At 73.6% G+C, this 20,086-nt stretch carries 21 protein-coding genes and 1 tRNA gene; 8 read left to right on the forward strand and 14 right to left on the reverse strand.

The window, feature by feature from the left end; genetic code table 11:
• Positions 1-9 precede the first annotated feature (9 nt).
• From C6376_RS14975 to C6376_RS45200, 9 genes are read right to left on the reverse strand one after another with little or no spacing between them, the layout of a single operon-like run.
• Positions 10-1,125 carry a GNAT family N-acetyltransferase gene (locus tag C6376_RS14975; RefSeq protein ID WP_107443878.1) on the reverse strand — a complete coding sequence of 372 codons (1,116 nt, stop codon included), beginning with the start codon at positions 1,123-1,125 and terminating at the stop codon, positions 10-12.
• Complete coding sequence (locus C6376_RS14980) at positions 1,122-1,769, reverse strand: lipopolysaccharide biosynthesis protein (protein ID WP_107443879.1); 648 nt, start codon at positions 1,767-1,769, stop codon at positions 1,122-1,124. The genes C6376_RS14975 and C6376_RS14980 overlap by 4 nt, the downstream gene beginning before the upstream one ends.
• On the reverse strand, positions 1,766-2,932 hold the full coding sequence (locus C6376_RS14985) for a glycosyltransferase (RefSeq protein ID WP_107443880.1): 1,167 nt from the start codon (positions 2,930-2,932) through the stop codon (positions 1,766-1,768). Before C6376_RS14985 ends, C6376_RS14980 begins: the two co-directional genes overlap by 4 nt.
• On the reverse strand, positions 2,929-3,669 hold the full coding sequence (locus C6376_RS14990) for a polysaccharide deacetylase family protein (protein ID WP_254075942.1): 741 nt from the start codon (positions 3,667-3,669) through the stop codon (positions 2,929-2,931). Before C6376_RS14990 ends, C6376_RS14985 begins: the two co-directional genes overlap by 4 nt.
• Positions 3,656-5,341: a murein biosynthesis integral membrane protein MurJ gene (gene murJ / locus C6376_RS14995; RefSeq protein WP_107443881.1), complete on the reverse strand. Its 1,686-nt coding sequence runs from the start codon at positions 5,339-5,341 to the stop codon at positions 3,656-3,658. The genes C6376_RS14990 and murJ overlap by 14 nt, the downstream gene beginning before the upstream one ends.
• The gene (locus tag C6376_RS15000) at positions 5,338-6,660 is read right to left on the reverse strand and encodes an O-antigen ligase (protein WP_107443882.1); all 1,323 of its coding nucleotides are present in this window, start codon (positions 6,658-6,660) and stop codon (positions 5,338-5,340) included. Before C6376_RS15000 ends, murJ begins: the two co-directional genes overlap by 4 nt.
• A gap of 7 nt (positions 6,661-6,667) precedes the next feature.
• Positions 6,668-8,083 (reverse strand): exopolysaccharide biosynthesis polyprenyl glycosylphosphotransferase, encoded by a 1,416-nt coding sequence (locus C6376_RS15005; protein ID WP_107443883.1) that lies wholly within the window; start codon positions 8,081-8,083, stop codon positions 6,668-6,670.
• Complete coding sequence (locus tag C6376_RS15010) at positions 8,080-9,255, reverse strand: glycosyltransferase (protein WP_107443884.1); 1,176 nt, start codon at positions 9,253-9,255, stop codon at positions 8,080-8,082. Before C6376_RS15010 ends, C6376_RS15005 begins: the two co-directional genes overlap by 4 nt.
• Before the next feature lie 52 nt (positions 9,256-9,307).
• Positions 9,308-9,622 carry a hypothetical protein gene (locus C6376_RS45200; RefSeq protein WP_254075943.1) on the reverse strand — a complete coding sequence of 105 codons (315 nt, stop codon included), beginning with the start codon at positions 9,620-9,622 and terminating at the stop codon, positions 9,308-9,310.
• Positions 9,623-10,191: 569 nt separating this feature from the next.
• On the opposite strand from C6376_RS45200, the gene C6376_RS15020 reads away from it, so the two are divergent.
• The 6 genes from C6376_RS15020 (at position 10,192) to C6376_RS15045 (ending at position 14,024) form a co-directional block, all read left to right on the forward strand.
• Positions 10,192-10,431, forward strand: a complete 240-nt coding sequence (locus C6376_RS15020; protein ID WP_107443885.1) for a chaplin — start codon at positions 10,192-10,194, stop codon at positions 10,429-10,431.
• Positions 10,432-10,758: 327 nt separating this feature from the next.
• Positions 10,759-11,046, forward strand: coding sequence for a hypothetical protein (locus C6376_RS15025; RefSeq protein WP_107443886.1), 288 nt, complete (start codon positions 10,759-10,761; stop codon positions 11,044-11,046).
• Positions 11,047-11,216: 170 nt separating this feature from the next.
• Entirely contained in the window at positions 11,217-11,714 is a 498-nt protein-coding gene (locus C6376_RS15030; protein ID WP_107443887.1) for a DUF5949 family protein, read from the forward strand.
• The gene (locus C6376_RS15035; protein WP_107443888.1) at positions 11,714-12,310 is read left to right on the forward strand and encodes a vitamin K epoxide reductase family protein; all 597 of its coding nucleotides are present in this window, start codon (positions 11,714-11,716) and stop codon (positions 12,308-12,310) included. The genes C6376_RS15030 and C6376_RS15035 overlap by 1 nt, the downstream gene beginning before the upstream one ends.
• 381 nt (positions 12,311-12,691) lie before the next feature.
• Positions 12,692-13,174 (forward strand): tyrosinase family oxidase copper chaperone, encoded by a 483-nt coding sequence (locus C6376_RS15040; protein WP_107443889.1) that lies wholly within the window; start codon positions 12,692-12,694, stop codon positions 13,172-13,174.
• Positions 13,158-14,024 (forward strand): tyrosinase family protein, encoded by an 867-nt coding sequence (locus tag C6376_RS15045; RefSeq protein ID WP_107443890.1) that lies wholly within the window; start codon positions 13,158-13,160, stop codon positions 14,022-14,024. Before C6376_RS15040 ends, C6376_RS15045 begins: the two co-directional genes overlap by 17 nt.
• Positions 14,025-14,239: 215 nt before the next feature.
• Here C6376_RS15045 and C6376_RS15050 read toward each other — a convergent pair whose 3' ends face one another.
• The 4 genes from C6376_RS15050 to C6376_RS15065 all read right to left on the reverse strand — a co-directional run bounded on the left by C6376_RS15050 (position 14,240) and on the right by C6376_RS15065 (position 17,857).
• A complete protein-coding gene (locus C6376_RS15050; RefSeq protein ID WP_107443891.1) occupies positions 14,240-14,542 on the reverse strand; it encodes a chaplin in 303 nt (100 codons plus the stop codon).
• 140 nt (positions 14,543-14,682) lie between these two features.
• Entirely contained in the window at positions 14,683-14,961 is a 279-nt protein-coding gene (locus C6376_RS15055; RefSeq protein ID WP_107443892.1) for a phosphopantetheine-binding protein, read from the reverse strand.
• On the reverse strand, positions 14,958-16,034 hold the full coding sequence (locus C6376_RS15060) for an HAD-IIIC family phosphatase (protein WP_107443893.1): 1,077 nt from the start codon (positions 16,032-16,034) through the stop codon (positions 14,958-14,960). The genes C6376_RS15055 and C6376_RS15060 overlap by 4 nt, the downstream gene beginning before the upstream one ends.
• Complete coding sequence (locus C6376_RS15065; protein ID WP_107448973.1) at positions 16,031-17,857, reverse strand: GNAT family N-acetyltransferase; 1,827 nt, start codon at positions 17,855-17,857, stop codon at positions 16,031-16,033. Before C6376_RS15065 ends, C6376_RS15060 begins: the two co-directional genes overlap by 4 nt.
• 463 nt (positions 17,858-18,320) lie before the next feature.
• On the opposite strand from C6376_RS15065, the gene C6376_RS15070 reads away from it, so the two are divergent.
• Both C6376_RS15070 and C6376_RS15075 read left to right on the forward strand, forming a co-directional pair.
• The gene (locus C6376_RS15070; RefSeq protein WP_069773010.1) at positions 18,321-18,701 is read left to right on the forward strand and encodes an S-adenosylmethionine decarboxylase family protein; all 381 of its coding nucleotides are present in this window, start codon (positions 18,321-18,323) and stop codon (positions 18,699-18,701) included.
• 29 nt (positions 18,702-18,730) lie between these two features.
• Entirely contained in the window at positions 18,731-19,522 is a 792-nt protein-coding gene (locus C6376_RS15075) for a 4'-phosphopantetheinyl transferase superfamily protein (RefSeq protein ID WP_254075944.1), read from the forward strand.
• Positions 19,523-19,731: 209 nt separating this feature from the next.
• Here C6376_RS15075 and C6376_RS15080 read toward each other — a convergent pair.
• Positions 19,732-19,804, reverse strand: a tRNA-Arg gene (locus C6376_RS15080).
• Between the last annotated feature and the right edge of the window lie 282 nt (positions 19,805-20,086).

The following is a 20,086-nucleotide window of genomic DNA, read 5'->3' on the forward strand; positions in this document are numbered from 1 at the left end:
AGGTCCACCTCAGGGACCGCCGCCACCGGCCCGCTCCCTCCGCTGCTCCAGCCGGAGCAGCAGATCCTTGCCCCGGCGCCGCGCGGCCACGTCGCACGCGACCGCCGACAGCAGCGGGGCGGTACGCCGACGGGCCAGCAGCAGCCGCTGGTTGACGACCGGTTCGGGCCGCCAGTGGTGCTTGTACGGCTCGTCGCCGCGCAGCAGACTCAGCGCGGCGCGCCCGCCGTCGCGGGTGTGCTCGGCGCACGCCTCCAGCAGCATCACCGCAACGTCCGCCTTGCGCTCCCGCAGCCGCGGATGGGCGCCGTAGAGGTAGCCGCCGGCCAGCCGCCGTGACAGCAGCGTCAGATCCACGGCCACCACGTCGTCGTCGAGCCGGAACTCGGTGACCACCGCGTCCCCGGAACGCACCATCGGACCGACCGAACGCACCAGATGCTCGCAGAACCGGTCGCGCAGGTGCTCGCCCGTCACCTTGCGCCCCTGCCACTGCAGCCGGTGCAGTTTCAGCAGCCGTCGCAGCGCCGCGTCCACCTCCTCCGGGCGCACCGCCTGGCGCTGCACACCGAGCGCGGTCAGCTTGCGCAGCTTGGCGCGCACCCGCTGGGCCTTCGCCGACGGCAGCCGGGCCACCAGCTCGTCCATCGGTACGGCGGGCAGCTCCAGGCACACCGAGTCGCCGACCCGCCGCCGCGGCCCGCGCCAGTGCTCGTAGACGCTCTCCACCGCACCGCCCGGCCGCACCTCGCGGAAGTCGATCAGCGCGGTGCGGGCGGCCGCCGCGAGGGCGTCGGTGAGCGCGCACACGGCTGCCTCGCCCCGCTCGTCGTCGACCAGGACGTCCCCGTAGTCGGAGATCGCCCCGCCGAGCGGCACGAGCGCGGGCACCGGCCGGCGCACCGCGGTCAGTGGGGCGACGGCCACGAGTTCGGCGCCGTCCCGGACCAGCTGCAGGCGCAGCCGGCCGGGGCGACCGTACGAGAGCCACCACGAGTGCAGCCAGGCGTGGCTCTGGAACGGGGTGGCCGTCGCGCATCGCTGGTACAGCCCGTTCCAGGCCGGGGCGAGAGCGGCGAAGGCCTGTTCGCCGGTGACGACCTCGGTGGTGAACGTCGGCTTCACAGCGCCCCGTGGGCGTCGGCGGCGAGGGCCGGCCCGGGAACGGCGGCGGGGCGCGCGTCCTCCACCTCCCGGCCGCGCTTCGGCCGCACCAGCAGCAGCAGTCCGCCGAGCAGTCCGCCCGCGCTCGCCCCGACCGCGCAGGTCAGCACGGGGGACGGCGAGGAGGGGCCGGTCGGCTTCACCGCGCGGGCGAACTGCTGGAGTTCGACGTTGGTGGTGGCCTGGGAGTTCTTCGCGTGCTGGGTCAGCGAGCGGGAGACCGCGTTGGCCATGTCGGCGGCCAGGTCGGCGCGCGGGGAGGTCGCCGTGATCGAGACCATCGGGGCGTCCGGCGAGGTCGCCGTCCGCACGCTCTGCTGGAGTGTCCTCGCCGGCACACCGGCCCACACCTGAGCGTCCCCGAGCACCGCGAGCTGGGTGGCGACCCGGCCGTAGGCCTGCGCGAAGCCGAGCGCCGAGGCCGGATCGGACTTCGCCGTGGGGACGGCGACGACATACGCGGTGGCCGTGTACACGGGCGGCTCGACGGCCCCGTAGGCGCCGCCGAGCAGGCCGCCGGCGACGGCGCCGGCCGCGAGCAGGGCCCAGGGCGGGAGCCCCTTGGCGCGGCGCGGGACGGCGGGACGGCGAGGGTTCTCGGTCATGGGGAACTGACTCCCTGGGGTGTCGGGGAAGCGGAGGACGACAGGGGTGGTCCGGAAACGGTGGTCGTGTACACGTCCATGAGCTGGGCGGCGCTGCGGGCGATGTCGTAGTGGAGCGCCGCCTCGGGGGCGGTGCGTGGTCCGGGAGGCTGCGCGCGGGACTCGGACAGCGCGCGGACGAACGCGGCGGCGCCGCCGGTCACCCGGCGCGCGCCCGGCGCCGCACCGGCGGGCAACCGCTCGATCGCGGGACAGGAGGCGTAGAGCACGGGCAGGCCCGACGCCAGCGCCTCCACGACGGCCAGCCCGAAGGTCTCCTCGGCGGACGGCGAGACGAACACGTCCATCGCGCAGGCGAGGGAGGGCAGATCGGGGCCGGGGGAGCCGTCCGCGACGTAGGGCCGCTCGCCGGCGAACAGGACCCGGTCGGCCACCCCGGCCTCCTGTGCGACACGTCGCAGCACGTTCTCCTCCGGGCCGCCGCCGACCAGCAGCAGCCAGTGGTCCGGCGGAAGCTGGGCGAGTGCGCGGATGACGACGTCGAAGCGCTTGCCGGCCGTCAGGCGTCCCACGCCGCCCACCACCCGGGCGTCGTCGGGCAGCCCGAGGCGCCTGCGGGTGCGCAGACGGGCCGCCGGATCGAAGCGGAACCGGGCCAGGTCGATGCCGTTGGGGACGACCTCGATACGCGGTTCCGGCACGCCCCAGCCGCGCAGCCGGTCGGCGACGGTGGGGGAGACGGCGACCGTGGTGCGGCCCAGCCGCTCGCTGGCGAGGTACAGCGCGCGCACCCCGGAGGTCAGCGGCCGTCCCTCCATCTGCGAGTCGCCCAAAGAGTGCTCGGTGGCCACCACCGCGCGGACCCCGGCGAGCCGCGCGGCCAGCCGGCCGTAGACGCAGGCCCGGTACAGGTGCGTGTGCACGAGGTCGTAGCCCCCGGAGCGGACGACCCGGACCAGCCGCGGCAGCGCGCCCAGGTCGCGGTTGCCGGCCATGCCCAGATGGACGACCTTGACGCCGTCCTCGGCGAGCCCGTCGGCCACCGGCCCCGGGTTGGTGAGCGTCACCACCTCGCAGTCGACCGGCAGGTGCCGCAGCAGCAGCCGCAACTGCTGCTCGGCGCCGCCCACGCCCAGCCCCGTGATGATGTGCAGCGCCTTCACCGCAGCCCCTCGACGGGTCGCCGGCGCAACCGGTGCAGCCGGTACTTCAGGAACAGCCGGACGGTGTGGTCGTCCTGCCCGACATGGACCCTCGGGAGAGCGTGCAGGCCGTTCAGCGGGCCGGGGTCGATCGCGCAGGCGTAGGAGTAACCGGCCTCGCCCACCGCGTCCACGGCACGCCGGTCGACCGTGCCGTACGGGTAGCAGAATCCGTCCACCTCGGTCCCGAGGAGCTCGACGAGGGCGGCGCGGCTCTCGACCGTCTCCGCCTTCAGGGTGCGGTCGTCGGCCCGGGTCAGGTCGACGTGGGTGAGGCCGTGCGAGCCGATCTCGACGCCCGCACCGGCCGCTCGGCGGATGTCGTCGGCGGTCAGCAGGGGTTTGCGCGGACCCAGCGGATCCCAGGCGTTGTCGCCGCCGAGCCGGCCGGGCAGCACGAACAGGGTCGCGTTGCAGCCCTGCCGACGCAGCACCGGCAGCGCCGCCGTGAGGAAGTCGGCGTAGCCGTCGTCGAAGGTGAGGCCCACCAGGTCGCGGCCCTCGCCCCGGGCGCGGGCGGCCAGCAGCTCGGCCACGGAGACGCCGCGCAGTCCGCGCCGGCGCAGCCACGTCAGCTGCTTCTCCAACCGCTGGGGGGTCACCGTGATGCGGTAGGGATCGTCGGAGCAGACGCTCACCGAGTGGTACATCGCCACCCACGGGACGGGAGCGCGGGTGCTGAGGTCAGGAGCGGCCATGGCAGAGCCTTCGGGTCGCGGAACGTACGGAACGGAATGCGGAGACGACGCCCTGGGCGCCCAGGGCCCGGCCCAGCAGCAGGAAGACGACGGTCACGGCGAGGCCACCGGCGCCGAGCCCCCGCACCGGGTCGTCGAAGCGCGCGGCGGCGAGGGCCCCGGCGAGGGTCGCCACCAGCGCCGCCCGCACCGGCCGGCTCAACTCGCCCAGCACGCCCCGGACGCGGATCGGGACGCTGCGCGGACCCATGCCGGCCAGCAGCAGCAGGGCGGTGACGGTGATGCCGGTCGCGTTGGCGACGGCGATGCCGTACACGCCCCAGGGACCGATGCTCAAGGCGCCGACCCAGGACGTCACGACGATCCCGCCGGCCATCGCGCCGACCGGGTACCAGGAGCCGCGGCCCCCCGAGAAGTACGAGCGGACCAGCACGCCCACCAGGGTCTGGCCGAGCAGCCCGAGCGCGTACACCCGCATGACGCCGGCCGTCGCCGCCGTGTCCCGGGCGGTGAACGCACCGCGCTGGAAGAGCAGTTCGACGATCTGCGGGGCGCACGCCACGACCGCGGCGGTGCCCAGCAGCACGATGCACGACGCCAGTGCCAGATCCCGCTCCACCCGGCTGCGGGCCCGTTCGGCGTCCCCCTCGGCCAGCGCCCGCGCCACCACCGGGAAGGTCACCGTGCACACCATCACCGACAGGATCATCGGCATCTGCGCGACCTTCTGCGCGTAGTTGAGGTGCGAGATCGCCCCCGCCGGAAGCTGTGAGGCGAGGAAGCGCTCGATGAGCGTCTGCGACTGCCGGCACAGCGCGAAGAGCAGGACGGTCGCCAGCAGCGCGGTGTCCAGCGGCCGGGGCTCCTCCTGCCCGAGGGACGCCTCCCCGGCCGTCCGGCCCTTGCGGAGCTGACCGACCAGCGAGGGCAGCTGCACGAGGACCATCAGCAGCCCGCCCACCGCCACCCCGGCCGCCGCCGACCGCACACCCCAACGCCCGCCCAGCACGTACATCCCGGTGACGATGCCCACGTTGTAGGCGACGTAGATCGCCGCGGGCGCCACGTACCGCCGGTGGGCGCGCAGCGCAGCGCTGCAGTACCCGGCGAGACCGAAGGTCACCGCGCAGGTCGCGGTGAGCCGGGCGCAGTCGACGGCGAGCGCAGGGTCGGGGAGACCGGGCGCGAGGACGTCGACGACCTGCGGGGCGGCGCCGACGAGCAGCGCGCCGACCGCGACGAACGCCAGCGACAGCCGGGGCAGCGTGCCGGCGACGAGCGCCCGGACCGGGTCGCCGGGGGCGCCCTGCGAGCGGCGGGCCAGCGCCATGCTGAACGCCGGGACGAGGGCGAACGCCAGCCCGTCCTCGATCAGCAGCGTGGCCGCGAACTCGGGCACGGTCCACGCGACGAGGAAGGCGTCGGTGTCGCTGCCCGCCCCGAAGAGCCGGGCCAGCGCCTGGTCCCGGACCAGCCCGAGCAGGGCCCCGGCCACGGACAGGGCGGCGGTGACGAGCGCGGCCTTGGCGAGGAAACCGCTGGACGCGGCGGGGAGTTCGCCGGCCTCCCCGGCAGCCTCGGGGGCCGTCTCCCCGGACCGCGCGGCGGACCGCGCGGGCGGCACGGACACGGGCCCGTCCGTGCGGGGTGTCCGAGGAGGCGTCACGGTCATCGGGCCTGCGCCTCCTCGAGGCCGCCCGCGCCGACCAGCGCCCACCAGGCGACGATCCCGAAGACGACGGCGGTCAGCACCGTCGACGGTCCGCCGATGTCGGCGTACACGAAGTCGATCAGCTGCCAGACCAGCAGGCCGCAGGCGAACAGCGCACAGTCCAGGCCGCGGCCCGAGCGCCGGGCGCACAGCCACCCCCGCAGCCCGCACGCCAGCAGCGCCAGCCAGCCGCCCGTGAGGGCGAGCAGTCCGATCAGGCCCTGTTCGCCGAGGACCAGCAGATACATGTTGTGCGGGGAGAGCAGCGGCTGGCGGACGAAGCCGGATCCCGCGCCGTCGGTGTCGCTGGCCGAGGACAGCGCGAGGGAGGCGTGCGTGTCCCGGTGTTCGGGGAAGCCCTTCAACCCGACGCCGGTGAGCGGCTGTTCGGCCCACATGCCGACCGCGGACGCCCACAGGGTGTACCGGTCGGTGACCGACTGGTCGGGCGCGTCCGCGACCCGTGTGATGCTGCTGACGCGTTCCTGGAGCATCGCCGAGCCGACGCCGAAGCCGCCCACCAGGACCACCCCGGCGGCGACCACCGCCGCGCCGACCTTGAGCGCCCGGCGCAGTCCTGCAAGGGCCAGCTGGATCGCGCAGGTCAGCGCGGTCGCGATCCACGCGCCCCGGCTGAAGGAGAGCGCGAGCGGCGCCGTCAGGGCGAGCGCGGCCGCGGCGGCGACCGCCCGCTGCCGTACGCCGGAGCCGCCGAGCGCCAGACCGACCGCGCACACCAGCCCGAAGGACACGACGGTCGCCATGCCCATCACGTCCTGCGGTCCGAAGGTGCCGACCGCCCGGATCGTCTCGCCCTGGTAGGAGGCGCCGGTACCGGTGACGAACTGGTGGACGCCGACGGCCCCCTGCCAGCCCGCGAGCCCCACGAACGACCAGGCGAGCACCCGCAGGTCGGCCCGGTCCCGGACGAGCAGCACGACGGCCGCGGGGACCAGCACGAAGATCTGCAGATAGCGCCCGAGGCCGGTGAGACCAGCGTCCGGCGAGGACGCGCCCATCGCCGCGAGCGCGAGTCCGGCGACCGGCGTCCCGAGGATTACGGCCGCCGTCATGGACAGCGGGCGTCGCCGCTGCCGCAGCAGCCGCACCAGGCAGAACAGCACCACCAGCGCGGACAGCGCGTCGGCCGGCCCGGCGCCGCCCTCGCCGCCGGGGGAGGGCGGAAGGCCGAGCAGGGCGACCACGGCGACCACCGGCAGGACCGGCGACAGCGTCCGGGCGCGGGGCAGCGTCAGCGGAAGGTGCGGGGCTAGGGTCATCGGCGGTTCAGCTCCCGGTCGGTCGCACGAGGGCGGCCGCGGTGCGCAGCAGGATGCACACGTCCTGCCACAGCGACCAGTTGTCGATGTACGCGTTGTCGAAGCGGGCCCGGTCCTCGATCGAGGTGTCGCCGCGCAGCCCCTGTACCTGGGCGAGGCCGGTGATGCCGGTCCGCATCCGGTGGCGTGCCGCGTAACCGGGGTAGGTCTGGCTGAACTGGCCGACGAAGAAGGGGCGTTCGGGGCGCGGTCCGACAAGGCTCATGTCGCCGCACAGGACGTTCCACAACTGGAGCAGCTCGTCCAGCGAGGTCTGGCGCAGGAAGCGGCAGAAGTGGCTCATCTCGCGTTCGCCGGCCACGCTCCAGCGGGTCGCCGACTCGTGCTCGTCGACGGGACGGTGGGTGCGGAACTTCAGCAGGGTGAAGGGCCGGCCGTCCTTGCCGATGCGCTCCTGCCGGAAGACCACTCCGGGTCCGTCGGTCAGTCGCAGCACGGCCGCGCACAGCAGCAGCAGCGGGCTCACCAGCAGCAGCAGCACCCCGGAGACCACGACGTCCAGCAACCGCTTGCCGAGGCTGCCCCGCCGCCGGACGCCCATGTCGAGGCGCCGGCAGGAGAACCCGGCCAACTGCTCGGGGCTCGCGTACGAAGGGGTGTCGGCGTCGACCTCCCACACCGTGCAGCCCGATTCGGCGAGCGCCCGCAGCAGGGGGCCCTGCACGCTGCGCACGGCGGGGTGGACGCACAGCACGTCCCGCACGCCGTTCTGGATGAGGGCCCGCTGCACCTCCTGACCGGTGGTCAGCACCGGCAGCCCCTCGTCGCCTCCGGGGCTCTCGGCCACGATCCCCACCGGCCGGACCCCGCACCGGGGATGCCGCAGCACCGCGGCGGCCACCCGCTGCGAGGTCGTGGCGGGACCGATGACGAGCGCGGCGCGCGGCCGGCGCAGCAGCGTCCGGCGCCGGCGCAGGTGCACGACCGCGCGGGCCGTGCAGCCGACCGCGGTCTGTGCCGCGCAGCCGACGACCAGGGTGCGGGCCGAGAGCGCGTGCGCCGGGTTCCACGCCGCGGCGAGCGCGCCGAGCGAGAGCCAGGCCACCGCGATCCGGCCGCACACGGCGGGTAGTTCGTCCAGCACCCCGGCCACCGGGCGCGGGCGCTGCGGGCGCAGCAGTATCGTCGCCGCCACCAGCAGGGCCACCAGCAGCGGACGGCGCTGCACCCCGGTCAGGGCCAGCGCGACCGCGACCGCGGCGAGGCCGTCGGCGAGCAGCAGCGGCAGCGAAGACGCGGGACGCGCCGGAGGCCGACGGGCGGGGAACCGGAATCCCGCTGCGCTTCCTCGCCGCGGGATGACCGAGACGGGTGAGTATCCGGCCTGCGTGCCGGGAGAGGGGACGGTGCTTTCCGCAGTCACGAGTGGATGGGCTCCCTGCACTCGGTGGGCGCGACCCGCGCCCCTTCGGTGGTCGTGAGCAGCTCGCGGTACACGCCCTCGACCGCCTCGGCCGTTCGCCGCACGTCGTGCGCGGCCAGGACGTGCCGACGCCCCTGGTGGCCGAGCGACTCGCGCAGCAGCGGGTCGGACAGCAGTGCGCAGACCGCCTCGGCGAGCGCCGCGGGGTTCTCGGCAGGGGCGACACAGCGCTCCGCGAGTCCGGCCGGCAGGCTCTCCCGGGCGCCGTTCACGTCGGTCACCACCACGGGTCTTCCGCAGGCCATCGCCTCCAGCGGGGCCAGCGCCATGCCCTCCCAGCGCGAGGGCAGCACCACCAGATCGGCCGCCTGGTACCAGGGGACGGCGTCGGCGACGGCCCCCGCGAACAGCACCGACTCCGGTGCGCCGGGCCGCAGGCGTGCCGCGTCGGGACCGTCGCCGACCAGCACCAGCCGGGCGGCGGGCGTCCTGGCCACGATCGTGTCCCAGGCCCGCAGCAGCACGTCCTGCCCCTTCTGCCGGCACAGCCGCCCCACGCACACCACCAGCGGGGCGGCCGGGTCGAGGCCGGGCAGGAGCGAGGCCCGCACGGTGCCGACGGGGGCGGGGTGGAAACGCCCGCAGTCGATGCCGTTGGGGACGACGCTCCATCGTCCGGAGATCCCCGCCCGGCGGCCGGCGGCGCGTTCCGCCTCGCTCACGCACATCAGCCGGTCCGCCCAACGCGCCCCGAAGCGTTCCCAGGTGCGGGCGAGCGCCGCGGTGGTGTCCCCGACGGCCTCGAAGGACCAGGCGTGCGGCTGGAACACGGTCGGGATCCGGCCGCGCACCGCGAGCCGGCCGGCCAGTCCCGCCTTCGCACTGTGCGCGTGCACGAGGTCGGGTCGTACCTCGGCGATCAGGCGTACGAGCTGCCGCACCTCGCCGGGGAGGGAGGGGCCCGGCGACCGTGTGGCCGCCCAGCGCCGGGTCCGCGCGCCCAGGGACCGCAGTTCCCCGGCGAGCCCGCCGTCCGGGCAGGCGACGGTGACGTGCAGACCCGCCGCGAGCTGGGCCCGTGCCAGGTCGGTCACGACCTGGGCGACCCCGCCTTCCACGGGCTGGGTGAGGTGCAGGACCCGGGGCCCGGCGTCGGGTTCTGGCTGGTGCATTGCGCGGATTCCTCGCTCACGGTGGCGCTCGGGACTGCGGGAACGCGCCTGATTACTTCTTCCGTGTGTCGACGGCTGCGAAGAGCGCCCCGGCCCACGCCGCGTCCCGGTGGGAAACGAGCCGCACGGCCAGCTGGTCACCGCCGTGCCGCAAACCCCTGCGGAGATCGAACACATCGGAGTCGTAGCCGAGCGTGTTGACGCACGCCGGTACACGCGCCGCCGGAGCCTCCCCCGGCTCGCTGATCGTGGAGTTCAACACATCGTCAGATGGATTGACCGGGTCGGTGAGCGCGACGGACGGCCGGCCACCGGTCGAGAACATGAGCGAATCACCCGAACGGCCGCGGTCGCCGTCGTAGGCCACGAGCCCGGCCCGGCCGCCCGCGCGGGGCGCGGTGTCCAGATGTCGAAGCCGTTGTCGAGGCCGGCCCCGCCCCGGCGGACGGAAGGGCAGGAGTGCGCCGCGCGGACCTCCGGAGCGGCCCGGCAGCCGATGGCCGCGTTGACCGCGTTGGCCGCGCGGGCGATCCCGCCGTGCCGTGTCGCGGGGTAGCGCTGCCGAAAGGCGAGGCTCGGCGCCTGCGTGGCGGGCGGCGTCCCGCCCGCACGGGCACCGGACGGCACCCAGGGCGAGGCGAGGGCGAGGACACCGGCCGTCGTGCGGCGCGACAGCGGACCCAGGGAAGTACGCATGACCGGCAGTGGCCTTTCGTGCGATTTGCTTGCTATAGGCGTGCGGCGGATGGTGCGCAACTCTAACTTCTGCCCGGATTAATCCGCATAAAAAGGTCAAGTGTGTCGGAATGGTGAAGCGTGGCCTCCGGTGACATCACTCCTTTGGTGGCACAACCCCCGCGGTTCCCGGCGCGTTGACCTCAGCGCCGGGCATCCCCGCCCAGGTGTTTGTGTCAAAACCCCAAGGAGCACCTCTCCATGTCGCGTATCGCGAAGGGCCTGGCCCTGACCTCCGTTGCCGCCGCGGCCGTCGTCGGCGCCTCCGGCATCGCCGCCGCCGACAGTGGCGCGAACGCCGTCGCCGCGCACTCCCCGGGCGTGTTGTCGGGCAACGTCGTCCAGGTTCCCGTCCACATCCCGGTCAACGTCTGCGGCAACACCACCAACGCACCGGGCCTGCTGAACCCGGCGTTCGGCAACATCTGCGTCAACGACTGACGTCACCTCTCCCCGAGGTCACGACACGTCATTCACCGAACAGCCGCCCTCCCGCCAGGAGGGCGGCTGTTCGCGTCTGCGGACAGCGTTACCCTGACCGCGGGCGGGCCGCGACGCGCTCGGTCGATGCCGGCGCTTCCCGCAGTCCGACGGACGCCGCCCGGCAGCTCCGGGCACGTCCGCACGCCGGCTCCGAAAGGACGCCGGGGCGCGGAAATTCCCGTGCGCACGGTTTCCGCACCGGACGGGGCTCGTTAGGCACGGCGTCAGAATTTCCCCTGGTGACGTGCTGTGCCGAGGCGCAGGGTCGCCGATGAAAGGAATCCGATGAAGTCCCTGAAGGCCGCCGTCGTCGTCGCCGGATCCGTGATTCTCGCCGGTGTCGCCGCGCCCGCGTTCGCCGCACCCGCCGACCTCACGCCCACCAGCCTCAACGGCGCCGTGGACACCCTCGCGAGGGGGCCGATCGGCGTGGAGGACGCGCTGCCCCTGCAGCACCAGTCGGACGCGCTCGACACCGAGAACAAGGACTCCGTCCTGCACGCCGTCAACGGCGCCGCCGAGGCCCTCAACACCCGCAACCCGCTGCTCGGCGGGCTGCCGCTGAAGGGCTGAGACGCCCGCCGCCGCAGGGGCCGGTACCCGTCACCGACGGTGCCGGCCCGCGTGCTGTTCGAGGCCGCTCGAGCGGCGGGTCCCTCGTTCGTGTGGAGCAGCGCACCGGCGTCCCCCGGTCGGGTGAGAACGCGCCCGGTGGCCCTCCGGCACGCCGATAAGGTCGCGCGGTGACCTCAACCCCCAGCGCAACCCGGCCCTTCCGTGTGACCGACCTGGGCACCCTCGTGGTGATGCCGTGGAGCGGAGAGGCTCCCGACGGCAGCGACATGCCCTACCTCCTCGCCTATTCACTCGGCGACACCGCGGAGGGCCCCGAGGGGACGGCCCTCGCCGTCGCGCGACTGGCCGGCGACAACGGCATGCGCGTCGGCGGCGTCGTCGACGGCACCGAGCGGCCCAGCCTGCCGTTCAGCCTGCTGGTCGAGTCCGGCGCGGCCGTCCTGAACATGCCGGGCCTCAACGCCCAGTGCCTGCCGCCGCGGGAGTGGCTCGCGGCCGTCGAGCAGCGCGGCTACGCCTACCTCGTCCTCACCTGTCGCGCCTGGCCGGAGGCCATCCCCGGACAGGCCGTCACACCCGAGGCGCTGGCCGCGTTCGCGGGCGCCGAGGAGACCCTGACGGCGGCGGCGCACGTCGTCCTGCCCGCCCGCCGCCTGCGCGGCTGATGAGGCCGCCGCAGCCGACGGCCGTGGGCGGCGGACGCGCGTTCGCCCTGCTGCTGGTCCTGACCGGCGCGGCCGGGCTGCTGGCGTCCTGGGTCATCACCCTCGACGAGTTCAAGCTGCTGGAGGACCCCGGATTCACTCCCGGGTGCAGCCTGAACCCCGTCGTCTCCTGCGGCAGTGTCATGCAGAGCGACCAGGCCTCGGTGTTCGGGTTCCCCAACCCGATGCTCGGCCTGGTGGCCTACGGCATGGTCGTGTGCGTCGGCATGAGCCTGCTCGCCCGGGCCGCCTTCCCGCGCTGGTACTGGCTGACCTTCACCGGAGGCTGCCTGTTCGGCGTGGGGTTCGTGTCCTGGCTGCAGTTCGAGTCGCTGTACCGGATCAACGCGCTGTGTCTGTGGTGCTGTCTGGCGTGGGTCGCCACGATCCTCGTGTTCTGGTACGCCGTCTCGTTCGACGTGCGGCACGGCTTCCTGCCCGTTCCGGCCGGCGTGCGGACGTTCTTCGCCGAATTCACCTGGGTGCCGCCGCTGCTGCACATGGGGGCGATCGGGATGCTGATCCTGACCCGATGGTGGAGTTTCTGGACCGGCTGACCAGTGCGGCGGCAGCAGGGCCACGGCAGTCGGGCGCTTTGCACCGATGCCGTTCTCCAGCTCGTTGCCCGGGTACGGCGCACGGCCCCCCGCCTCCTGCCGAGAGGGACCGTACCCGAGACGAAGTCGACCACCCGAGGGAACCCCCGCCGCAGTGATCACCCGCATGGCCGCCGCCGCGGGCGCGCCGTCCGAACCGCTGACGAACCGCCACGACCACGGGCCCGGACGCCTCGTCCCGGGCCCGTCGCCGTGCCCGCCGCCACACCGCGGCGGGCCGATCGGGGGCCGGGCGGTGACCAGTCGGCCCGCCGGGCGGTTACCCCCACGAAGCAACCCAACAGACCACGGGGACGAGCGATCCCGGACGAGGAGCACACCATGGCCGTCAGCGCCGACGCAGTACCCCTGACCGCGCCGCCGGCGGGCCCGGCAAGACCCGCCACGGCGCGCGGCACACGACGACGCGATCTGCTGCGCGGGCTGCTGGCCGCGTCCGCCGCACTGGCGATCGTCCCCGCCGTCACCGCCACCCGGCCGCGCCGCCGGGCGGACGGCGGCCTCGACTCGTTCGACGAGACCTACCTGGGGCGGCGCATCCGGGGGCTCCTCACCACGGCGGGGACCGCGGGCGCGGGCCACGCCGAGTGGACGGTCACGGTCGACGGCCGTCCGCTGCACCTCATGCGTCGCGCCGACGGCACCTGGCTGAGCATGGTCGACCACTACCGCTCGTACGCCACGCCGCTGGAGGCGGCCCGGGCCGCCGTCGACGAACTCGGCCCCGGACAGCGGCTGCGCGAGGCGGGCCCGGCACACCACGACGACACGCACATCGGGGGACACCATGGCCTACATCCGTAAGGACGTCAGCAAGCTCACCGCCGCCGAACGACGACGCTTCGTGAACGCGCTGCTCGAGATCAAACGGAAGGGGGAGTACGACGAGTTCGTGCGGGTGCACATCGACCACTACGTCTCGGACGGCGAAGGCGGCCTGCGCAGTGCCCACATGGCGCCCTCCTTCCTGCCGTGGCACCGCAGGTTCCTGCTCGACCTGGAGAAGGCGCTGCGCCGGGTCGACTCCTCGGTGACCGTGCCCTACTGGGACTGGACACGCCGGCGCACCGCGACCGCCACGCCCTGGACGGCGGACCTGCTGGGCGGCAACGGGCGGCGCTCCGACCACCGGGTGACCACCGGGCCGTTCGCCTACGCCACCGGTGACTGGACCCTCAGGGAGAACGTCACCGACGGGAAGTTCCTCACCCGGGACCTCGGCCGGGCCGCCGCCCCGATCGCCCTGCCCACCGCCGCCGACGTGGAGTGGGCGCTGAAGGACCCGGTCTACGACGTCCGGCCCTACGACTCGACCGTCACCCGGGGCTTCCGCAACAAACTGGAGGGCTGGGGGACCGGCTCGGGCAGTGCCGCCTGGCGCAACCACAACCGGGTGCACCGCTGGGTCGGCGGGGTCATGCTGAGCGGCGCATCCGTCAACGACCCCGTCTTCTGGCTGCACCACGCCTTCGTCGACCTGCTGTGGACCCGCTGGCAGAGCCGCCACCGCGACCACCGCTATCTGCCGGCCGAACCGCCGGGGCCCGCCAGCAGCCAGTACCGCCGGGTCGTCGCCCGCCGGCAGAAGCTGCCGCCGTGGGACGTGACGCCGGATCAGCTGGAGGACATGTCCCGGACCTACCGGTACGCCTGACCCGAGTACGACCGACCCGGCGAGGGTCACGGGCGTACCGGGGAGCCGGTGCGCGGCGGACAAGACAGGGGGAGAGCCCCGGCGGACAAGACAGGGGGAGAGCCCCGGCGGACAAGAAAGGGGGAGAGCCCCGGCGCTCGAGGTGCCGGGGCTCTCCTGGTGGTACGTACGGCGCGTACGACCGGGGTGTACGCGCGAGGCGTACCGACGAACGTTCAGCCGCCGTAGCCGCTGCCGCCGTGGCTGTGCTTGCCGCCGCCCTTGCCGTGGTGGTCGCCATCGACGTTGGCGCAGGTGTTGCCGAAGGCCGGGTTCAGCAGGCCCGGTGCGTTGATGGTGTTGCCGCAGACGTTGACCGGGATGTGGACCGGAACCTGGACGACGTTGCCCGACAGGACACCCGGCGAGCCCACGGCCGCGCCCTGCGCACCCGCGTCCGCCATGGCCAGGCCGGCTCCGCTGACCACCACGGCGCTGGTGCCGAGGGCAACAGCGGCGACCTTCGCGATGCGAGACATCACGTTCTCCTTAAGTGATTCGGTACGTGCGGCAGCAGAAGGCGCCGCCGCACGCCCCGTTCAACGCCGCCGCCCCCGACCGGTCACGGCACGGCCGTACGGATCACCCTTTTTGAACAGGAAGCAGTACGGACGGGTGGCTAGGGCGACTGGAGACAGGCCGTGACGAAGTCGGCCAGGGTGGCGATGGACTGCAGGCTGTCCAGGCTCAGGTCCAGCGCGGCCACGTCGACGCCGTAGCGCCGGTCGATCGAGCCCAGCAGGGCGACGCCGGCCAGCGAGGTGAGGCCGATGCGCGGACCGAACAGGTCGGCGTCGGCGGGGAGTTCCGCGACGAGGGTCTCGTCCAGGCGGGCGGCCTCGGCGATCATCGAACGGATCTCCCGTTCCACCGCGGCCCGGTCCGGTGTGTCGCTCACGCCTCGGTGTCCTCTCGGTCGGATACGTGCAGCCATGCGGGCGGCTCGGGCAGGTCGCCGTGCAGGGACCTGCCGAGGACCGCGCCCGCGGCGGTGTCGGCGGTGTCGTCCGTGCGGCGCAGGCCCGCCTGGCGGAGCAGCATGCGCATCTCGAGGTTGGCGTCCGTCGGGCGCAGCGTCACCCGGAACTCCTCGGCGCCGGCCGCGCGGGAGCGCTCCATCAGCCGGAACAGGAAGGCGGCCGCCGCACCCCGCCCGGCCACCCGGCAGGAGAGGGCCAGCAGCGGCACGGACCGGACGGCGGGAGCGGTCCCGTCGACGAGGGCGGCGCCGATGACGCCGTAGTCGCCGAAACGGTCCGTCATGGCGGCCGTGAACAGCTCGTGTCCCGCCGAGCCGGCCAGCTCGCGCAGTCGGTCGGGGGTGAGGCCGGAGGAGTTCAGCCGGTGCGTGCGGGCGGCGAGCTCCAGCGCGCGCGGGAGCTCCTCGGGCGTGGCGGCGCCGACGGTGAGGCGCATGCCGCACCAGCGCAGGAACTCCTCGCGGGTGCCCCGGAAGCGGTCGGCCTCGGCCCGGCGGGTCTCCTCGGTGCGGTAGCGCTGAACGCGCGCGCGGGACTCGGGGGTCTCCTCCCGGCCCTCGAAGGCGGCCAGCAGCGCCGGGACCTGCGCGGGGTCGAGGGTGCGCACGCCCGGCAGCAGGGCCTCGACCTCGGCGCGCTCGTAGGGGGAGTCGTCGACCAGCAGCAGGGCCTCCACCGCGATGCCGAGCTCCTTCGCGATCGCGCGCAGCGACTCGCTCTTGTCCTGCCAGGAGACCTGCGGGGCGAGGAAGCGCGCCCGCAGGCCGGGCACGTCGTCCAGCCGGCCGAGGACCGAGGGCGCGCTGCGGCTGGCGATGCTGCTCAGCACGCCGCGGGCCGCCAGCGCGTCGATCGCGGCGAGCATCCGGGGGCGGGGCACGGGCAGCGCGTCGGTGGCCGACTCGAGGGCGATCTCGTCCCACAGTGTGCCGTCGAGGTCCCAGACGACGCACTTGACCCGGTCGGGATCGAAGCCCTCCGGGCCGCTCATCGGACGCCGTCCTGCTCCGGCAGGAACAGCTTCATCGCCAGACTGGTGGGGTCGAAGCCGAACTTGCGGTAGACCGTGCGCATCGGGACGTTGCCCACGTGCACCCGGCCGACGACCTCGGTGATGCCGTTCGCCAGGCAGAACTCCAGGCCCGCGGTGAGCAGGAGTTCCGCGACGTCGCTGCGGTTGTCGACGGGGGACACCGCGAGGGAGCGGAAGTTGGCGTAACGGTCGCCGGTCATCGCGTTCTGGTTGATGCTCACCCAGCACCAGCCGACGGGCTCCTCGCCCGGCCCCTGGGCGACGATCATGCCCTCCTTCGACTTCTCCATGGCACGGCCGAGCCGGGCCGCCCACCGCTCGGGATCGTCGATGGCGTCCTCTCCGAAGGAGACCCGGGCGATCTCGGCCTCGAACCGTCCGATGGCCGGCAGATCGCGCTCGTCGGCCTGACGGGTGGCATACGGCTGCGCCCGGTCGACGAGGGCGGCCCGGTCGTCGTCGCTCGGGGGGCGCCAGCCGTGGACGCGTCCGGAGGGGGAGACGGGGGCGGGTGCGGCGGCGGGCGCCGGAGCGGGGGTGGCGGCGACCGGTGCGGGCGCGGGTGCGGGCTCCGGGGCCGCGAGGGATGTCGGGACCGAGGCCGCGTCCTGCGGGGCAGCCGGGGGCGCCGGTTCCTCTGCCGGGACCAGGCGGCCGGGGCGGAAGGGCCCCTTGCCGCAGTTCGGGCAGCCGTCGGCGCGCAGGGCGGCCACCGACGTCCAGCGGGCGCCGGGGCCGACGCGGATCCGGGCGTCGCACGCCGCGCAGGTGTACTCGCGCTGCCGGGTCCGCTTGTCGCCCGTGTAGAGGGGGCCGCTGAACTCGCCCAGGTGGGAGGGGGCCGTCGAGGTGGTCGTCAGGAGGTGCTGGAAGAAGCCGACCCCGCCGAGGATGCCGCTGCCCTCGTACTCGTTGAAGTTGCGGATGTAGCCGTTGGTGACCAGGCCGAGCGCCATGATCTCCCGCTGCACCTCCAGCATCTCGTCCGGGCTCTTGCCGCCGAAGGAGAAGAAGACGCTGTGCGCCGGACCGGGCCGCAGGCCCTCCACGGCGCGGGAGAGGAAGAGCCGGGCGCCTTCCGGGGTGTACGGCGGGTCGGTCATGGCCACGTCGTGCCGCCCGTGCAGCGCGGCGGGCAGCGGCAGCCGCAGGTCGTGCCGGACGGTCTCCACGCGTGTGCCGAGACCGGCCGCCGTCTTGCGGATGTGGTCGAGGATCTCCTCCGAGATGTCCACGACGGTGACCTGCTCGACGATCGGGCCGCCGAGCACGTCGCCCACCACGGCGACGGCGAGCGAGATCAGGTCGTCGTCCCCGATCAGCAGGAGCGAGCCGCCCGGCAGCGCGCCGGCCGTGAGCAGCGCGAGCACCCGGCGGACCTTGGTCTCGGCCGTGCAGTGCGACTGGTCGATCGCCATGTCGGCGGCGGGACCCGACTCCATCAGCGCGCGCAACCGCCGCACGGCCTCGTCCAGCACGTCGGGGACGACCAGCTCGCGCCCGTCGCAGGCGCGGCAGGTGGCGTCGAGGACGAGGTCCATGCCGAGCCGGGCGACGAGCTCCTGACCGGCCTCGGTCAGCCGCGACGGGCGTTGCGTGGTGACGATGCCCCGCCGCCGCAACTCGTTCCCCAGCGCGGCGACGATCGGGACGGGCAGCCCGGTGGCCCGGCTGAGGTCCTTGGTGGAGGCGGGAGCCAGCCGGCGCAGGGCGCGCAGGACGGACCGCACTCCCGGCGGACCCTCCTGGAGACGGACGGCGTCCGCTACTTCCGTGAGCACGGATTCGGCGGTGCTGCTCCCAGGGTGCCGACGCGCGTTGGTCACAATGCTGCTCCAGGCAAGCTGACGGTGGATTGCGGGAACATCCAGTATACGGGCCGGTAGGCGGCCGACCGGACCCACTCCCGCACCGTGGAAACAGCCGGGTATCGCGGTGCGTAAGGGAAACTCGAGAAAAGTTTCCCGGAGCGTTTCGCCAGCGGTGTCGCAGCGTTTTCGAAGAGTTTCCGGGCGGCTCGGGTAAATAATTTCCTGACGGCTTGTGCAGCGGCTTCCGTAATCGATTCCGTAATGGCTTCCACAACGGCCCGGGCGCAGTGATGCCGGAACGCCCCGAGTGTCCCCGGGCCCCCTTGACAGAAGGGGCGCGCGAGCCGTAGGGCGTCCCGGATGCTACGCTGGGGGCCATCGAGCGCCTATGTGAAAGGAGACGGGGGAAGCAGTTCGCCACCCCCGGTTCCCCATGACCAACTCCGCCAGCCTCGCCACCGAGGGTATAAACGTCGACGATCTGTGCTCTTATGCGGTCGACGTATGGGTGAGCGACCACAGCATCCTGACCGACGAGGAGCGCCTCCTCCAGGTGCTGCGCACGGCCGCCGAAAAGGGAAACGCCACGGTTCTCGGTGAGGCGTCGCACGTTTTCCCGAACGGTGCCGTCACCGCTATTCTGCTGCTTTCCGCATCGCATCTGAGCATTCACACCTGGCCCGAATTCAGCCTGGCCAACGTGGACCTCCTCGCCTACGGCCGGCTGAACGGCGAGCGGATGATGCAGAGCGTGGAACTCGGCCTCTCGCCGACGCGGATCAACGTCACGCGCATGCTGCGCGCCGTGCACTGACCCGTTCCTCTCCCTCCGGCACCGGGCCCGTGATCTCCGTACAGGTCGCGTGGGCGCGCCTCGGCGACGCCCGCGCGGATCTGCTGACGCTCCTCGATCCCGTGGAGCGCGGCCGCCACGACGAGACCGTCGCCCCGGCCGACCGGGCCCGCTTCCTCGTCGGCTGCGCCCTGAGCCGTCTGCTGCTGGGTGAACTGCTCGATCTCCCCCCGGCGGACGTGCCGTTGCGGCGGGTGTGTCCGCGCTGCGGTGGACCGCACGGAAAGGTCCGGCTGGACACGCCGGGCGCCCCTGCGCCGTACGACTTCTCGGTGACCCACAGCGGCGCGCTCGTCGGCGTGGCGGTGTCCTCGGACGGAGCCGTGGGCCTCGACGTCGAGGACTGCGAGGTGCCTGTCGATGTCGAGGGTGCCGCACGGACCGCACTGTCCGGGACCGAGCTGGCCGCCCTTCACGCCCTGCCCCCCGCCGAGCGAGGCCCGGCCTTCCTGCGCGTCTGGACCAGGAAGGAAGCCGTGCTGAAGGCCCTCGGCGTGGGCCTGCGCATGCCGTTGCGCGGACTGAAGGTCTCGTCGCCCGAAGCGCCCCCGGCCGTGCTCGCCTGGCCGCCCCCGCCGTCCGTCCCTCCCGGCCGGCACCCGGCCGACCTGCGGATGGCGGACCTGCTAGTCGACGGCGTGCATCCGGCGACGGTGGCGACGGTGGCGACAGCGGTGACACCGGCGACGGGGCCCGGGACGGGTGGCGCGGTGAGCGGCCCGGGAGAGGTGCGGGTCGTCCCCCGCGACGGCTCGGCCGTACTCGCCGCCCACGACCGCTGAACGCCGGTGGCCGGGTCGGCCGACGGACAGGGCCTTTCGCCGAGAACGTCGACACGTATGCGCCACGACCACCCGCGGAAACCCGGTGACAGCCGGACAGCCCCGGACCCTCCCCATGATCATCGGGGGAGTGTCCGGGGCTTCGTCGTGCCTAGCGAAACGTGCTCTGAACAGCAAAAATGCCCTCCCGGAGGGAGGGCGGAGACTTGCGCCCCCGGCAGGACTCGAACCTGCGGCCAAGCGCTTAGAAGGCGCCTGCTCTATCCACTGAGCTACGGGGGCCGATGTGGTGGCCTCGTACGTGCTGCCCGTGTGTGGGCTGATCCGTGACGTTGCCGGGGACAAGGATAGGGCTCCCGGTTCCTTGTCCCGGTTGCTTCGCCTCCGTGGCTCAATGTGGAGGTTCGGTGAAGCGGTCCTGATAATCGCAGGCAGGTGCGAATCGTGCACCGCTTTTGGCGTCCCTGGCCACGGGTGTTGTGCACTCGTTATGCCTGCGCTGTGCCTCTGCCCCACTCGCACCTTCCGTCCCTTGTGTCCTATCGGCGCGCAGGCGTGCCTATA

Origin of the sequence: Streptomyces sp. P3 (genome assembly GCF_003032475.1) — a bacterium.
Classification (GTDB): domain Bacteria; phylum Actinomycetota; class Actinomycetes; order Streptomycetales; family Streptomycetaceae; genus Streptomyces.

Excerpts from the sequence above, each read along its gene's own strand:
- C6376_RS14980 (WP_107443879.1), bottom strand. The coding sequence starts at position 1,769 with ATGACCGAGAACCCTCGCCGTCCCGCCGTCCCGCGCCGCGCCAAGGGG.
- C6376_RS14990 (WP_254075942.1), bottom strand. The coding sequence starts at position 3,669 with ATGGCCGCTCCTGACCTCAGCACCCGCGCTCCCGTCCCGTGGGTGGCG.
- murJ (WP_107443881.1), bottom strand. The coding sequence starts at position 5,341 with ATGACCGTGACGCCTCCTCGGACACCCCGCACGGACGGGCCCGTGTCC.
- C6376_RS15000 (WP_107443882.1), bottom strand. The coding sequence starts at position 6,660 with ATGACCCTAGCCCCGCACCTTCCGCTGACGCTGCCCCGCGCCCGGACG.
- C6376_RS15010 (WP_107443884.1), bottom strand. The coding sequence starts at position 9,255 with ATGCACCAGCCAGAACCCGACGCCGGGCCCCGGGTCCTGCACCTCACC.
- C6376_RS15020 (WP_107443885.1), top strand. The coding sequence starts at position 10,192 with ATGTCGCGTATCGCGAAGGGCCTGGCCCTGACCTCCGTTGCCGCCGCG.
- C6376_RS15025 (WP_107443886.1), top strand. The coding sequence starts at position 10,759 with ATGAAGTCCCTGAAGGCCGCCGTCGTCGTCGCCGGATCCGTGATTCTC.
- C6376_RS15035 (WP_107443888.1), top strand. The coding sequence starts at position 11,714 with ATGAGGCCGCCGCAGCCGACGGCCGTGGGCGGCGGACGCGCGTTCGCC.
- C6376_RS15040 (WP_107443889.1), top strand. The coding sequence starts at position 12,692 with ATGGCCGTCAGCGCCGACGCAGTACCCCTGACCGCGCCGCCGGCGGGC.
- C6376_RS15045 (WP_107443890.1), top strand. The coding sequence starts at position 13,158 with ATGGCCTACATCCGTAAGGACGTCAGCAAGCTCACCGCCGCCGAACGA.
- C6376_RS15050 (WP_107443891.1), bottom strand. The coding sequence starts at position 14,542 with ATGTCTCGCATCGCGAAGGTCGCCGCTGTTGCCCTCGGCACCAGCGCC.
- C6376_RS15060 (WP_107443893.1), bottom strand. The coding sequence starts at position 16,034 with ATGAGCGGCCCGGAGGGCTTCGATCCCGACCGGGTCAAGTGCGTCGTC.
- C6376_RS15070 (WP_069773010.1), top strand. The coding sequence starts at position 18,321 with ATGACCAACTCCGCCAGCCTCGCCACCGAGGGTATAAACGTCGACGAT.